This is a genomic window from Polyangium sorediatum, from assembly GCF_029946465.1.
GTDB classification, from domain to species: domain Bacteria; phylum Myxococcota_A; class Polyangia; order Polyangiales; family Polyangiaceae; genus Polyangium; species Polyangium fumosum.
On record NZ_JARZHI010000051.1, the window covers coordinates 20,419 to 35,041 of the forward strand.

A 14,623-nucleotide genomic window follows, 5' to 3' on the forward strand; every position below is an offset into this window, starting at 1 on the left:
GCGGCGCGTTCATCCCCGCTCGAGGGCGGTTTTCTCCAGGGAAAGCGGGGCCTCCGTCCGCCGGAGCGAGAGCGCGATCCAAACGACGAGCCCCGCCCCCGCCGCCATCGCCCCGATCGCCTGGACCGAGAAGGAGGCCTGGTACAGGAGCGCCGCGATCAGAGCGCCCACCGCCATCGTCGTGGTGGTCGTGAGATCGTCGATGCTCGAGAGCCGGCCGATCATCGCGTCGGGCGCGAGGCGCTGGAGGGACGCGCTCGTGAGCACCCAGTTGCTCCCGCCGCCCATCCCCCACACGAGCACGGCGACGAGCAAGAGCGTAGGCCAGGGCTGCACCAGCGAAAAGGCGACGATGCCCGCGAACGTGGTGAGCGTCGCCGCGTGCTCGAGCCCCCGCCCCGGATCGCCGCCGCGCGTGAGGAGCGAGATGCCGAGCGGGCCGAGCCCCGTCCCCGCCCCTCGCACGGATTGCAAGATGCCGAGCGAGAGGGCCGCCGCGCCAAACGGCGCCGCCCGATCCGCGACGAGGTTCAACGTGACCCAGCCCATGCCCCCCGCGAGCGCCGCGGGCACCTTCGAGAAGACGGCCCGGAAGAGCGCCGGCCGCGCGCGTGCATGCCCAAGCGCAGCCCAGAGATCGCGCGGCACGGCCCGGACGAGCCCCCAGACGCCGGTGGCCTGCGTCTCCCCGGCCCCCTCGGGCTTCAAGGAGGGCAGGCCCGAGGCGAGCGCCGCGGTGAGGAAAAACGAGAGGCTGTCCACGAGGATCGCGGGCACGGGCCCGAGCGCGGCGAGCAGGCCGCCGAGCGCCATGCCCGCGACGAACGTGATGCTCCACGTCCCCGAGACGATGGCGTTCGCCCGGAGGAGCTCCGGCGGCTCGACCGTGTGCCGGAGCGCCGCCGTCTCGGCCGGGACCATGAAGGCCGTGAACGCGGATCGCACGAGCACGAGCGCCTGCAGCGCGGCGAGCTCGCCCCGCGCGGCCGCGAGCACCATGGCGAGCGTGAAGGCGGCCTGGAGGAGCGGGATGCCGACGAGCAAGCGCCGCCGATCGAACCGGTCGGCGACGAACCCCGCGATGGGCGACAGGCACGCATGCGGGAGCGAATGCGCCGCGAAGACCCCCACGAGCGCGAACGCGCCTCCGCCGTGGTCCAGCGCCAGCCGGCTCACGGCGACGAACGCGAGCCAGTCGCCGACGAGCGAGATGGTCCCAGCCGCCCAGAGGCGACGGAACGCAGGGCGGCGACGGAGGAGGTCGAACATGCGGCAAGCATGGCAGCTTTCTCCGCATCCGCGCCTGGAGCGGGTCAGCGGATTGGCAGATGCTCAATCGACCAGCACGGCCCGCCTTCCGCCCTCACCCCTTCGTGCTAGCTTGCCGGCCGTCCTCGGGGCCCCTATCGAGGGCGAGCCTTCCGGCGGATGCCCGGGGCAGGCACGGGAGATCTGGTGGTTTTGTCACGACGGTATCGGCCTTTCCTGCTCCTCCTCGCGCTCGCCGCGCCCGGGGCGCTCACCGCGTGCAAGTCGAAGCCGGCGCCGCCGCGCGACGTGGCCGGCGGGGACGCGCAGCGGGGGCGCGAGGCGATCAAGAAATACGCGTGCGGCGCCTGCCACCTCATCCCGGGCGTCGAAGGGGCGATCGGCAAGGAGTCGCATCCGCTGTTCGGCTTCGCGAACCGGGGCGACATCGCGCACGTCGCGCCGAACACGCCGGACAACCTCATCAAGTGGATCCGGCGCCCGACGGATCTCGATCCACGCACGAAGATGCCGACCCTCGGCGTGAGCGAGCAGGAAGCGAAGGACATCGCGGCCTACCTCTACACGCTGAACGGCGAGTGATCGCGGGCGCCCAAGGGGACACGCGGATCAGGTATCCTCGGCGGGCCGCATGACGAAGGCCCGCGCCCTCGCCGTCGCCACGTTCGCGCTCGCCGCCCTCGCCGGGGGTGCGGCCGAGGCAAACCCGCGCCGCCGGGTGGGATATCCCTGCCCCGGCTGCCTCTTCGATCCGCCGCCCGAGGGAGCGACGAAGGCGCCGCTGCTCGTGGTGCTACATGGCGATGCGCCCGGCGGCAAGACGCCGCTCGTGGAGCGGGACGCCTCGCCGTTCGTCGCGGCCGCCGCCGCGCGGGGGGTTTCGCTCTTCGCGCCGATGTGCCCGAAAGCCGAGGGATGCCGGGTCGGGAGCTTCTGGCAATGGTCCGAGGGGGATCCTCCGGGGTGGATCGAGGCGCAGATCGACGCGATCGGCCGTGAGTACGCGATCGACGCGGATCGGGTGTGGATCGCGGGGTGGTCGGGGGGCGCGTCGTTCCTCGGGTGGAACTGGGCGCGGCTCGGGGCGCGATATGCGGCGGTGGTGTTCGTCGGCGGGGGCATTCCGCCGCGGGAGAGCGCGTGCGCGCCGGCGCCAACCCCGACATGCGCGCCGCCTGCGTATTTCCTGGTCGGCGACCGGAACCCGCTCCACCACCTCGCCCGGGGGCTGCACGAGCGCGTCGCCGCCTGCACGCGCGACGTGACGTGGGATCTCTTGCCCGGCAAGGATCACGGCGGCGAGTGGCGGGCGCTCGGCGCGAAAGGGAAAGCCGACAGCCTGCTCGATTGGCTCTCCGCGCGGCCGCGGGCCTGCAAAACCGAGCCTGCCGCGCCGGAGCCTCCGCCTCCGCCCCCGCCGCCCCCTGCGTCGCCGCCGCCCCCGCCACCACCTCCGCAAGCGACGCCGCAAACGACCCCGCCGCCGGCTGCGCTTTGTGGATGTCGAATGGGCGAACGGCCCCCGGGGTACGAATGGGTCGCCTTTTCATCGGCCCTGGCGCTCCTCGGGGGCCGCCTTCGGCGTCGTTTTACTCGGGCAAACGGCGGAGTGAATCGAACGGGAAGGGATCCCAAAACGGCGTCGTGAGCGCGCCCGCGGCCTCGTCGAGGACGAACCACACGCGCGCGGGCTCGGGGCGAAGCACGTGGACGTTCTGCGCGGGGACGAAGCTCTGGCCGAGCAGGACCGCGCGGCGCCCTGCCGCATCCTTTGCCATGTCGAGGACCAGGACGGTGTGGCCGAACGGCACGCCGGTCAGCACGAAAAAGTCCCCGGGGCGAAGCGCATCGAGGGCCACGCGCTCGCCGTCCCGCGCGAGGGCGCCCGTGTTGGTCCAGCCAAACACGTCGTCGAGCCAGGTCCGGAAGAGCGCGTGCGTCGCCTCGGCGCGCTTTGCCGATGGGACGAGCTCGATCCGATTGCCGTTGACGCGGATCCGCTGGCCCGAGACGTACCGCTGGAATTCGAGCTTCGTGCCGCTCGCCGTCCGGTAGGCGTGATCGCGCTGCCCGTGCGACCAGCGCCACTCCGCGTGCAGCCGGACGATCGCGTCGGCGCATTGCTGCAAATCCGCCTTCCCGACGTCGATGGCCACGACGGCGGCGACGTTCGGATGCCCGTCCGCGCGAATCTCGTCGCCGCGGTAGGACTTGACCGGCGTGCCCTTCGCGGCGAGCGGCAAGGTGCGCAGGAACGCGCCGAAGCCCTCGGGGGCGAGGGACACGCGCGTAAAGCCGCGCGGGGGTGGAAACCGCTTTTCGAGCGTGTCGACCGGCGCCGGCATGCCCACGGCTCCCCCTTCGAGCCACGGGTACTGCGCGAATGCACCCGCCGCCGGCGGGCTCGCGGGGGACGCGCTCGCCGGCGCGCTGCCTTGGGCGCTCGCCGCGGGAAGCGCGCGGGCGGGCTCGGGACGCATGGCCGGGTCCTCCGCATCGCGCCGAGGCTCCGCGCCCGGCGTCCCGAGCGCCGTGCATGCCGAGAGCGAGCCGAGAAGCGCGAGGGTCCACCGCATGGTCATCTCCTTCCGATCCGATCGTGCCCTCCACGTATCGAACGGGCGCTCGGAAGTGTGACGTGGTCTCACCCGCCCGGGCCCACGCGCCACATCACGGGGAGACAAAAAAACGAGCGCCTACTCTACGGCGGGGGGGGCGGCCGGAGCAGGCGCTCTGCCCGTAGAGATTGCACGGTCCGGGCCAACGTCGTTCATGTGTCGATCCGGGCATTTGGCGAGGGGTTCTTCCGGGCTGACTTTCAATCGTGCAAGCTCACGCGTCGCGATCGTGCAACGCGCCGAGGCGCCGTTGCTGGGGTCACGGAAAGGTGAAAGCCTCCCGGCCCTCATGGTCTCGTTCACTCCGTTCCCGACCCTCGAAACGCCCCGCCTCGTCCTGCGTGAGCTCGCCCCGGCCGACGCGGAGACGATCTTCCGCATCCAGTCGAACCCCGAGGTGGTCCGGTACTTCGGGCGACCTGCGCACGCGACCCTCGCCGAAACCGAGAAGCTCCTCGGGATCGTGTTCGACGCGCAACGCGACGTCACCGGCATCCGGTGGGGCCTCTCGTTCAAGGACAGCGGCGAGCTTTTGGGGACGTGCGGGTTCTGGCGCTGGAACAAGCCGCACCGCTACGCGGAGGTCGGCTACGAGCTCACGCCCGCGTTCTGGGGCCGCGGCCTGATGGTCGAGGCGCTCCAGCCGATCCTCCGCTACGGCTTCACGCAGATGGAGCTGCACCGGGTCGAAGCGGTCATCGACCCGAACAACCAGGCCTCGCGACGCGTCCTGGAGAAGCTCGGCTTCAAGCGCGACGCCCTCATGCGTGAGAACTGGTTCTACGACGGCAAGTTCACGGACTCGGCGATCTACGGCCTGCTGGAGCAGGAGTTCCTCGTCGAGTGACCTCCCGAGGGGGTCGACACGTGGCGACACCCGCGGTCATGCGACCCACGCGCAGCCACCGCGTCGAGAGGGGACAGCGGGTGAGGCGTTCTACGCCTCGTCCTCGTCGTCGCCCTCGTCGTCGTCCTCCTCCTCGTCGTCGAGCTCGTCGTCCTGCGCGCCTTGCCGCCGCGCGTAGGCGCGCTCGTCCCGCTCGTCGAGCGCGGTGAGCAGGGCACGCGCGATCTTGGCTTGCGGGCCCCGCTGGTTTGCCTCGATCTCGGCGCGGATCTCCGGGCGTTCGAAGAGAGCCTGTGAGATCGCCGCGCGCGCCTCCGGCCTCTCGGCATAAAGCGCGAGCGCCATCCCGACCACCCGCGCCGACGCGAGCCGCGCGAGCTGGCTGCCCACCCACGCCGCGTCCGCCACCTTGGGGATCCGCCCCTCGTACTTCCCGAGCATCTCCTCGCCCGCGAGCGACACCAGGAACACGTCGGGCGCGGACGCAGCCGTCTTGCGATCGAGGAGTTTGTCCCGGACCCACGTCGGATCGTCGCCCGCGTGCGCGAGATCGAGCTCGCACCGCGCGCTGCGCTCGGCTCCGGCGCGGCTGTGGAGCACGAGGTCGAGCATGCGCGGCGCCTCGCCCGTTTGTCCTTGCCGCCACGACGCCGCGAGCCGCTCGCGCAGCGGGCCCCGCGACCCTTCCACGCGACGCAGGACGAAGCCGAGCTCGAAGATCGCGCTCGCGAGCGCCGCCCTGTCGGAGGCCCACGCCTCCGGCGAGAGTTTTCCGAGGGCGGCGACGAACGCCTCGACCGTCTCGCGCCCGCCGACGAGCGCTTCCAGCAAGAGCACGAACTCCGTGCCCACGTGCGCGGGCACGCTCCACGGCCGCAGGACGAAGGTCTCCACGAGCTTCCGCGCCTCGGCCGCGTAGAGCATGCGCTCGTTCTTCGCCGCCGCGAGCACGCCGCGATCCCCGGTCACCCACTTGCGCTCGGCCAGGCCCGCGACGCGCGCCCACATGCACGCCGTCCGGCGCGGCCAGAACAGGCGCACGACGGGCGACGACGCGTTCGTGAGGTGCAGGATCGCCTGCTCCGCCTGCCCCTTCTTGTTCTGCGCCGCGCCGTGCAAGAGCCACACTCCGTGCGGAAAACCGCGCGCGATCGTGAGGCTCCAGTACGGCGTCACGCCGACGCCCGCGGCCGGCGTCTCCGGCTCGATCGGATCGTCGCCCTCGGACCATGCGTCGCCGCCCGCGTAGCTGCGGAGCTCGGCCGCGCCGGGGATCCAGCACTCGGGCCGCGCGTTCGCCGCGCCGGGCAGGCGCGTGATCTTGCGCCGCGCGCGCAGCGCCTCGACCATCGCCACGAGATCCATCGATCGTGACGCCGGCTCACCCGCGGCGACGTACTGGAAATCGTCGAACGAGAAGAGGCGCGTCGCGCCTTGCGGGACCGCTGCGGCGACGCGCAGATCCCGGTCGGCGGCGAAGATCACGTCGCGATGCCGTCGGCACAGATCCACGAGGAGCGCCTCGACCGGCGTCACGAGCCGGAGGCTCCCGCGCGTGGACTCCGGCAGCGCCGCGAACGCGCGCGGAAGGTGGTAACTCGCGCGCAGCGGATCGCCCTTCTGCCGCACCGCGGCGCGCTTGACGTGCACGATCATGTCGTCCGACGGGAGCGGCAGCGGCACGATGCGCGGGCCGTCGGAGCCCGCGGTGGGCCGGCCCTTCTCGTCGCGCTCGCCGAGCAGGACGATCTGGTTCGTGATGCCGTCGACGTAGTCGTCCGCGTCGATCTCCACGCTCTGGAGCTCGTCACGCGCCGCGTCGATGAGCTCGTCGTCGCGTGAGGATCGTTTGCCCGCGCCGGGCCCGTACGCCGAGAGCTCCCAGCCCGCGAGCGTGCCGGATCCCGGGTGGTGGAGGATCTGCTCGACGACGAGCACGTCGCCCTTCTGCGACGCGTACCCCGTGATCCGCATCGCCGCCGTCGTGTAGTTCGCGTTGTCCCAGATGGGCAGATCGAACCGGCGCGCGGCCTCGTCGAGCTCGGCGATGCTCCAGAGCGGACCCCGCGGCTCGTCGATCGCCTCGGCTTCGGCGAGCAGCCGCTCCACTTCCTCGGGCAAACGTGTCCGCGGCAGGTCGAACTGCTCGGCGAGTCGCTTGGCCGCTTCGGCGCCGAGCGCCGCCTCGATCGCCTCGCGCACCACGCCGCCGAGCGCCGCGGCGCGATCCCGCAAGAGCTCCGCCGCGCGCGGGTTCCCCTCGTCCGCGAGCGTCGCGAGCGCCCCGTACGCGTCCGGGTGCCGCGTCATCCACCGCCGCGCCATGTCGAGACCGTCGTCTTTCGTGGTCCCGTCGGCGCGCGCGTGCTCCTCGTCCTCGTCCTCTTCCGCGCCCGGATCGTCGTCGTCCTCGTCGTCCTCGTCGTCCTCGTCCTCGTCGCCGTCTTCGTCGTCCTCGTCCTCGGAAGGCGCGGACGTGTCCTCGGCGAGCTCAGGCTCGTCGGCCTCGATCTCGCTGCCCGCGACCGCGAGCTCCACGATCGATCGCGCGCGCAGCGCGACGTCGAGCGCCTCGCGTGATCCGATCGCGAGCAGGCACGGCACCACGCACCACGGCACGTTCACGAGCGCGCCGTCGCCATCGAGGCGGCTCTCGATCCAGGGCAGGATCGCGTCTCCGTAGCGATCGTGGAGCGCGGTGTTGTCGCGGCCGCGCACCTGAAACTCCCAGCGGATACGCTGGCCGTGCTTCACGAACTCGGCCGCGTCCTCGAGCGACAAGAGCGCCGCCCACACGCGGTCGCTCTCGAACACCATCGTCCCTGCGGCCGTACGGCCCTCCCCTTTGCGGAAGACCTCGGTCGACTCGATGAGGCGCCGCGCCTCGCTGAGCGACATGAGCCCACGGCCGTCGCGGCGGGACACACGCGCGTCCCGCATGGCGATGCTCACCGGCGAGGATGGATCGAACCACCGGGGCGCGGTCTTCGTGACGTGTTCCTTCTTCATCAACTTGCTCTGCGCGGGCCGATGCTAGCGAGGGCCCAAGCGTCTGGCTACCCTCGCCAACGGGCGGAGGCGGGAGCGGACGCGGAAGCGGGAGCGCCGGTGGCCTCGGCGCTTCGCCTCACCCTGGCATCGCGTGCGCCAGGAGCCTGGCGCCGTCCTTGAAAATCACTTCAATCTTCGCGCCGTCCACGCGGCGCACGAGCCCACGTCCGAACTTCGTGTGGTCGACGAGGTCACCGGGGGCAAACCTCGCCGTCGTGCGGTACGGCGCCGCTTTCTCGTCCATCCGCCCGGCGAGCGCCTCCTTCCAGGCGCGCTCCTTCTGCTCGGCCGCGGTCTCCGCCGACTTCGGGGGCGCGGGGTCGCGGAGCGGATCCCAGCCGTTCGCGTACCGCAACATCGAAGCGGCGAGCGCCGGATGCGCGGCGGCCCAGCGATCATCGAACAGGATCCACTGCTCGTAGCCGAACGCGCTCGACGTGTGCGGGCAGAAGAGCGCCGCGTGCTTGCCCACCTGCACGAGGGCCTTCTCGGGATCTCCGGTTCCCTCGAACGCCGTCCCCACCTTGGAAAACTCGCCCTCCGCGTTCTGGTGCGCGCCCACGCCGAGGAGCGTGTGGTTCGTAGCGGTGACGACCTCGCGCAGCGGATATGCCGCACATTTCGCGAGCGCCGGCGCGATCGAGATCTGACCCGGCTCGATCATCGCCCGCAGGAGCCGGAGCTCCACCGGCCACGTGTCGAGCCACTCCTTCGACCACGACGCCGGCTTCTTCGCCGGCACCACGGTGCGCAGGTGCGACGCGAGATCGGGCAGCCGCACGCCGGGGATCGCCACGGCGCAGCCCGGGATCGAATCGCCGTCGTACGACGTGAGCAGACAGACGTACGTCGTCCCCTCGCCTTCCCCGCGCGGCAGGACGGGCTCCGGCTCGAAGGGCGGCGTGAACGGGCCGTCCGCGTCGCCCTCCGGCAGCTTCGGCTCCTCGTGAAGCAGAAAGGACACGCGCTCGGGTTGCGTGCGCGCGATCTCGTCATCGAAGAAGAAGTACGCGAGCTCGACCTCGTCGTCGTCCGTCAGCACGCGGAGCGAGTGCGCGTCGATGCGCAGGTGCCCCGCGTCGCCCTCGACGTAGAGATGCTTGCGGAGGATCTTCTCGAGTTCGGCCGTCGACTTCGGCGCTAGGAGCCCGTGCTCCTTCACGGCCTCGAACACCGTGCCGAACCCGTACACGTAGCCGCCGAGCTCGGCCTCGTAGACGCTCTGCGGGTCCTCGGCCTTCTTGGCGTCGCTCATCTTCTCCGAAAACCACGCGAGGATCGAGGGCGCGTCGAGGCGCCGAACGCGGCGCGAGAGCGGCCCTTCGTCGTGCGATCGATACACGAACCAGATCCCAGGTGCCTCGCTCACGCGCCGCCGACTCCTTCCTCGGCCTCCCCAGAGAACGCGCAGTTTGCCCCGACGCGGAGCGAACGTGAAGGGGCAAGCCGGCCATGCCCGAGGCGCACGGACAGCCGCCGCGCCGCGGCCGCGCCGGCTTGCGATCGTGCCCGCGCGGCACCACGTGCCGATGGACCCATGGCCGAGCCTCGTGCTGGTGCTGCCCTCCCAGAGGGCCGATGTCGACGCCTCCTCGACAGCTTGCCCGGGCTCGTCTGGGCGTGCCGGGCGGACGGCACATGCGACTTCGCGAGCAGCTCGTGGCGCACGTACACCGGCGTCCCCGCGTCGGAGCTCCACGGCCTCGGCTGGCAGCGCGTGCTGCACCCCGACGACCAAGCACGCGCCGCGCGGGCGTGGAGACACGCGCTCGCCTCGGCCGGACGGTTCGCGGTCGAGGCGCGCATCCGCCGGCACGACGGCGGGTACCGCTGGTTCTCGATCCGCAGCGCGCCGAGCCTCGACGACCGCGGCGCCGTCGTGGACTGGTCCGGCATCGCCGTCGACATCCACGAACAGCACGAGCATGCGCGCCACGACTCCCAGGATCTCGCGCGTGCCTTCGATGTGCTCGATCGCGGCGACGCCTGCTTCGTGCTCGATCACGACTTCCGCTTCGTCTTCGTCAACCCGCGCCAGGAGCACCTGAGCCAGAAGCCGCGCAGCGAGACGCTCGGCCGGAGCCTCTGGGAGGTCTACCCTTCCCTCGCGGGCCCGCACTCGCGTTACTTCCGCGAGTACAACCGCGTCATGCGCGAGCGCGTGCCCGCCGAGTTCGACGAGCACTACGCGCCGCTCGATCTCTGGACACACGTGAACGTGTACCCGACGAAGGAGGGCGGCATCGCGGTCTTTTTCCGCGACGTCACGGCGCGCAAGCGGATCGAGGAGGAGCGCCGGCATCTCGTCGCGGCGCTCCGCGAGACCGCGGCCCGCGCCGACCACAGCCGCGCGCAGCTCGAAGCCATCTTCCAGGCGATCCCGGACGGCGTCGTCGTGTTCGACATGCAGGGCAACGTGGTCCTCGTGAACAGCGCGGAGGCGGTGAAGTACGCCTTCACGAACCGCAGCAAGATCTGCATCGCGGACTTCGCCGCGCTCTACGAGCTCACCGATCTCGACGGCCACGTGCTCCCCGTCGACGAATGGCCGGTCTACCGCGCGCTGCGGGGCGAGTCCTTCGCGGGCTGGCAGCTCCACACGAGGCGCCTCGACACGGGGCAGGCGTGGATCTTCAACTTCAGCGGCGAGCCCGTGCGGGACGAGCAGGGCCAGCAGATCCTCGCGGTCGTGGTCAAACGCGACATCACCGAGCACAAGCAAGCCGAGGAGGCGCTCCGGCAGAGCGAGGAGCAGTACCGCGCGTTCTTCGAGACGGCGATCGTCGGCATGGGCCAGGTGGATCCCGCGACGGGCCGGATCCTGCGCGTGAACGATCGGTATTGCGACATCACCGGCTACAGCCGCGAGGAGCTGCTCTCGGGCACGGTGCGCGACATGACGCACCCCGACGATCGCCAGGCGGACTGGGAGAAGTACCGCAGCATGGTGCGCGGCGAGGTCGATGAGTACTGCACGGAGAAGCGCTACATCCGCAAGGACGGGCGGCTCATCTGGGTGCACGTCGCGGCGCGGCTGATCCGCGACGCCGCGGGTGCGCCGGTCCGGAGCGTGGGCATCATGCAGGACATCACGCAGCGCAAGGAGGCCGAGCAAGCGCTGCGCGAGAGCGAGGCCGCGCTGCGCGAGGCGGATCGGCGCAAGGACGAGTTCCTGGCGATGCTCTCGCACGAGCTCCGCAACCCGCTCGCGCCCATCCGCAACGGCCTCTACATCCTGGAGCGGGCTCCGCCGGGAGGCCCGCAGGCGCGGCGCGCGCATGCGGCGATCGAGCGACAGGTCACGCACATGACGCGGCTCATCGACGATCTGCTCGACGTGACGCGTATCTCGCGCGGCAAGATCCAGCTCCAGCGCGAGCGGGTCGAGCTCGGCGAGCTCCTGCACCGCCTCGCCGAGGATCTCGGGCCGAGCTTCGATCAGGCGGGCGTGAAGCTCGAGGTCGACGTGGGGCCGGAGCCGCTCTCGGTCGACGGCGATCCCACGCGGCTCGCGCAGGTCGTGGGCAACCTGCTGGCGAACGCGGCGAAGTTCACGCCGCGGGGCGGGCACGCGCTGCTCTCGGCGAAGCGCGAGGGGGACCTAGCCGTCGTGCACGTGCGGGACGACGGTGCGGGCATCCCACAGGAGACGCTGCCGCACGTGTTCGAGCCCTTCGTGCAGGCGGATAGCACGCTCGATCGGAGCCGCGGGGGGCTCGGGCTCGGGCTCTCGCTGGTGAAGGGCCTCTGCGAGATGCACGGCGGGACAGTGACGGCCGAGAGCGCGGGGTGCGGACAAGGCGCGCAGTTCACGGTGCGGCTGCCGCTCGCTCCGGCCGTCGCGTGGAGCCGGGCCGCGGCGCCGACGGCTGCGCCGCGGGAGCTGCCGCGGCGGGTCCTCGTCATCGAGGACAACGTGGACGCGGCCGAGACGCTGCGCGACGCGCTGGGGATGGGCGACCACGTGGTGGAGGTGGCGTTCGCGGGGCCCGAGGGAATCGAGAAAGCGCGGCGCTTCGAGCCGGACGTGGTGCTCTGCGACATCGGCTTGCCGGGCATGGATGGGTATGGCGTGGCGCGGACGATACGCGCGGATCCGAAGCTGCGATCGGTCTACCTGGTGGCGCTGAGCGGGTATGCCTTGCAGGAGGACGTGGAGCGTTCGAGGCAAGCGGGCTTCGACAGGCACATGGCGAAGCCGCCGAGCCTTTCGGCGCTGGAAAAAATGCTGGCCGAAGTGGGGAGCGGGAAGCTGAAGGAGGCCGCGGGGACGGGATGACCGGGCGCGAGAGGCTGTGCCCTTGACGCGAGCACCCCCGCCGTTGTGGAACACGCCCCCGCCCTTGCGGAACACGCCCCCGCCCTTGGCGCGAGCGACCTCGCCCTTGAGGAACACGCCCCCGCCCTTGGCGCGAGCGACCTCGCCCTTGCGGGACACGACCCCGCCCTTGCGGGACACGACCCCGCCCTTGCGGGACACGACCCCGCCCTTGCGGGACACGACCCCGCCCTTGCGGGACACGACCCCGCCCTTGCGGGACACGACCCCGCCCTTGCGGAACACGGCTCCGCCCTTGCGAAATACGACCCCGCCCTTGGCGCGAGCGACCCCGCCCTTGTGGAAGCGCGGCTCAGCGGCCAAGCCCGAGCTGCGCGAGCTGCGCGAGCGACGCTTGCAGCACCGGCGTCGCGACGTGATGCTTGCGCGCGATTTCGACGGGGTCCTCGGCCGAGAGCAGCAGCTCCGCGAGGAAGGGCGTGATCGCCCCGAGGACGAGCTTTCCGCGCGCGGCGGCGTAGAGCGTGGGCCCGGCCCGCTCGCCCACCGCGAAAAACCCCTCGGGGACGACACGAATCTCCCCCGGGAGGGTGAAATCCGGCAGCGGGCTCATCACGAGCGCCTTCATCATCGCCGTGAGAAACTCCGACTCCAGGATCGCGCCATCGCCGATCCCGCGCGCGTCGCAGAATCGAAAGAATGCCTCTTCCAGGCAAACGCCGGGACCCGCGTGGGAATACGCGCGATACGCCTCGAAGGCTGGAGATTCCAGGAACGACGACATCAATGCATCGAGTTCGTGATCCTCGGGATGCGTGGCTCTCCACGCGTCCAGGGTGCGCGCATAGATCGTGAGGAGCCCGCCGCTCCCCCGATGTTTTCGCTGCACGACCGCCACGCGCACGCGCTCGGCCGTCCTTCGAAGCTGCTCGGGATCGATGGATTGGAGCGCGCGCAGATCGCCTTCCGACACGTCGAGCTCCTCCACGCGCCCCTCGAAAAATGCTTCCCGGTACGAGCGATGATGCAGAAGCCGGTCGAGCGCCTGATCGAGCGAGATCATGAGAGCCAGAGGTCCACGGCGGCGCGGAGGCGCTCGAAGCTCGTGACGGTCTCGGGGGCGAGCCGCCCTTCGGCGTCGAGCCGCGGATCTTCGTAGGTGATCGCGGACAGGTTCGGACAGAGCGGAAGGAGGCGGCGAAGGAGCTCGAGCTGCTCGTCGAGCAGCACGCCGTGGTGGTGATCCATGAAGGAATCGCCGTCGAGCCCGCAGCCCGAGAGGTGAATCTCGAAGCAATGGTCGAGCGGCAACCGTTCGAGCTCCCCGAACAGCGCCTCGCCTCGCTTGCCGAGCAGCCATTGATAAGAAAGGAGGTGGCCCACGTCGAGCGTGGCCGGCGACCTCGTCTCCTCGACGACCGCCCGGAAAAAATCGTACGCGTGCATGTGGCCAATGAAAAAGCTCGTCCCGTCCGAGAATCCGGGGAACTCCACGAAGAGCGGCGCCAGGAGCTTCCCTTGCACCTCGGCCGTGTTCCGGATGGCGGCGTCGAGCCCGGCGGGCGTGAGATACGGCGGCAGCGGATACGGCAAGGGCCTGCCGTGCAGCGACCAGAGGCCGAGATCCTCGTTCACCCACGCGAAGTGGTAGCGCTCGACGAGCGCGTTCGTGAAATCGAGGATCCGGCCGCGATCGTAGGCTTCGAGCGCGCCCAGGTTGAACGTCGTCTGGTGGAGGGCGCGGACAGAGAACGCTGGCGTACGGGCGAACAGGTCGTCGTAGGCGTCGAAGTACTCGCGCGGATCGAGGCGATTTCGGCTCCGGGGCTGGAACGACGTGAAGAAATACCGAAAGGCCCCGGCATGGGACGACAAGAACTGTACGACGGGATCCGTCACGTGATCCCCGCGGCTGGGATCGTGGGCGAACCCGACGGGCGCGCCCCAGGGGAGATCCATTCCGACGCCCAACCCGAGGCGCCCGTTCACCTCAGGGAAACGGGCCTTCACAGATCCTTGGCCGCGTTCACGATGCTGGCGAGCTTCCCCGCGCGCTCGCAGGTGAGGGCCTTGGACGCCTGGGCATCGTCCGGGCAGGGCTGCCCGTAACAATTCGTGCTGTTCTTGGGCTCGTCCTTGATCAGCCCCCGGACCTCCAAGATCCCGAGCGCATTCAGCGCGGCGAGGTTCTTTTCGATGGTTGCCTCGTCGCAGGCGTCCGGGGCGGGGGTCTTCGCGGCGGACTCGGCGACGTCGGCCAATTTGTCCACGCGCAACGCGGCGATCTGGCGATGCTTGCAGACCGAGTAACAATGGCCAGAATGCCCGGGCATCTCGAAGTTGACGTGACCCACGTCGAAGACCGCGAGCGCGCGCAGGCGGGCCATGTTCTCATCCAGCGACATGAGGGCGGCGTTGCCCGCGGCCGGCTCGGGCTCGGCTACGGTGTCCGTCGGGTGACTGGAAGACGACCCGGCACAACCGGCAACTGCGCCGACCGCTCCAACGACGAGGGCAATTTTCAATTCCACGGAAGCTCCTTGACGTCGAGGCACGCTG

General features: G+C 70.7%; 11 protein-coding genes. 4 read left to right on the forward strand and 7 right to left on the reverse strand.

Going from position 1 to position 14,623, the window contains the following annotated elements:
• Positions 1-9 precede the first annotated feature (9 nt).
• Complete coding sequence (locus QHF89_RS36310) at positions 10-1,269, reverse strand: MFS transporter (RefSeq protein WP_136970491.1); 1,260 nt, start codon at positions 1,267-1,269, stop codon at positions 10-12.
• Between the two features lie 186 nt (positions 1,270-1,455).
• Between QHF89_RS36310 and QHF89_RS36315 the strand changes: the two genes are divergently transcribed.
• Positions 1,456-1,851 (forward strand): c-type cytochrome, encoded by a 396-nt coding sequence (locus tag QHF89_RS36315; RefSeq protein ID WP_284721380.1) that lies wholly within the window; start codon positions 1,456-1,458, stop codon positions 1,849-1,851.
• 49 nt (positions 1,852-1,900) lie between these two features.
• A complete protein-coding gene (locus QHF89_RS36320) occupies positions 1,901-2,917 on the forward strand; it encodes a hypothetical protein (RefSeq protein WP_284721381.1) in 1,017 nt (338 codons plus the stop codon).
• Here the strand turns inward: QHF89_RS36320 and QHF89_RS36325 are convergent.
• On the reverse strand, positions 2,859-3,845 hold the full coding sequence (locus tag QHF89_RS36325; protein WP_284721382.1) for a DUF4846 domain-containing protein: 987 nt from the start codon (positions 3,843-3,845) through the stop codon (positions 2,859-2,861). The two genes, QHF89_RS36320 and QHF89_RS36325, sit on opposite strands and share 59 nt — an antisense overlap.
• A gap of 331 nt (positions 3,846-4,176) precedes the next feature.
• Here QHF89_RS36325 and QHF89_RS36330 point away from each other — a divergent pair, with 331 nt between their 5' ends.
• Positions 4,177-4,734: a GNAT family N-acetyltransferase gene (locus QHF89_RS36330; RefSeq protein WP_136970488.1), complete on the forward strand. Its 558-nt coding sequence runs from the start codon at positions 4,177-4,179 to the stop codon at positions 4,732-4,734.
• 90 nt (positions 4,735-4,824) lie between these two features.
• Here the strand turns inward: QHF89_RS36330 and QHF89_RS36335 are convergent, their stop codons facing one another.
• Together QHF89_RS36335 and QHF89_RS36340 are read right to left on the reverse strand one after the other, a co-directional pair.
• Positions 4,825-7,743 (reverse strand): hypothetical protein, encoded by a 2,919-nt coding sequence (locus QHF89_RS36335; protein WP_136970487.1) that lies wholly within the window; start codon positions 7,741-7,743, stop codon positions 4,825-4,827.
• A gap of 118 nt (positions 7,744-7,861) precedes the next feature.
• Positions 7,862-9,154, reverse strand: a complete 1,293-nt coding sequence (locus QHF89_RS36340) for a hypothetical protein (RefSeq protein WP_136970486.1) — start codon at positions 9,152-9,154, stop codon at positions 7,862-7,864.
• 168 nt (positions 9,155-9,322) lie between these two features.
• Between QHF89_RS36340 and QHF89_RS36345 the strand changes: the two genes are divergently transcribed.
• Positions 9,323-12,064: a PAS domain-containing hybrid sensor histidine kinase/response regulator gene (locus QHF89_RS36345; RefSeq protein WP_136970485.1), complete on the forward strand. Its 2,742-nt coding sequence runs from the start codon at positions 9,323-9,325 to the stop codon at positions 12,062-12,064.
• 352 nt (positions 12,065-12,416) lie between these two features.
• Here QHF89_RS36345 and QHF89_RS36350 read toward each other — a convergent pair whose 3' ends face one another.
• From QHF89_RS36350 to QHF89_RS36360, 3 genes are read right to left on the reverse strand one after another with little or no spacing between them, the layout of a single operon-like run.
• Entirely contained in the window at positions 12,417-13,127 is a 711-nt protein-coding gene (locus QHF89_RS36350) for a hypothetical protein (protein WP_136970484.1), read from the reverse strand.
• Positions 13,124-14,074, reverse strand: a complete 951-nt coding sequence (locus QHF89_RS36355) for a multinuclear nonheme iron-dependent oxidase (RefSeq protein WP_284721383.1) — start codon at positions 14,072-14,074, stop codon at positions 13,124-13,126. The genes QHF89_RS36350 and QHF89_RS36355 overlap by 4 nt, the downstream gene beginning before the upstream one ends.
• Positions 14,071-14,595 (reverse strand): hypothetical protein, encoded by a 525-nt coding sequence (locus QHF89_RS36360; RefSeq protein ID WP_136970483.1) that lies wholly within the window; start codon positions 14,593-14,595, stop codon positions 14,071-14,073. Before QHF89_RS36360 ends, QHF89_RS36355 begins: the two co-directional genes overlap by 4 nt.
• Between the last annotated feature and the right edge of the window lie 28 nt (positions 14,596-14,623).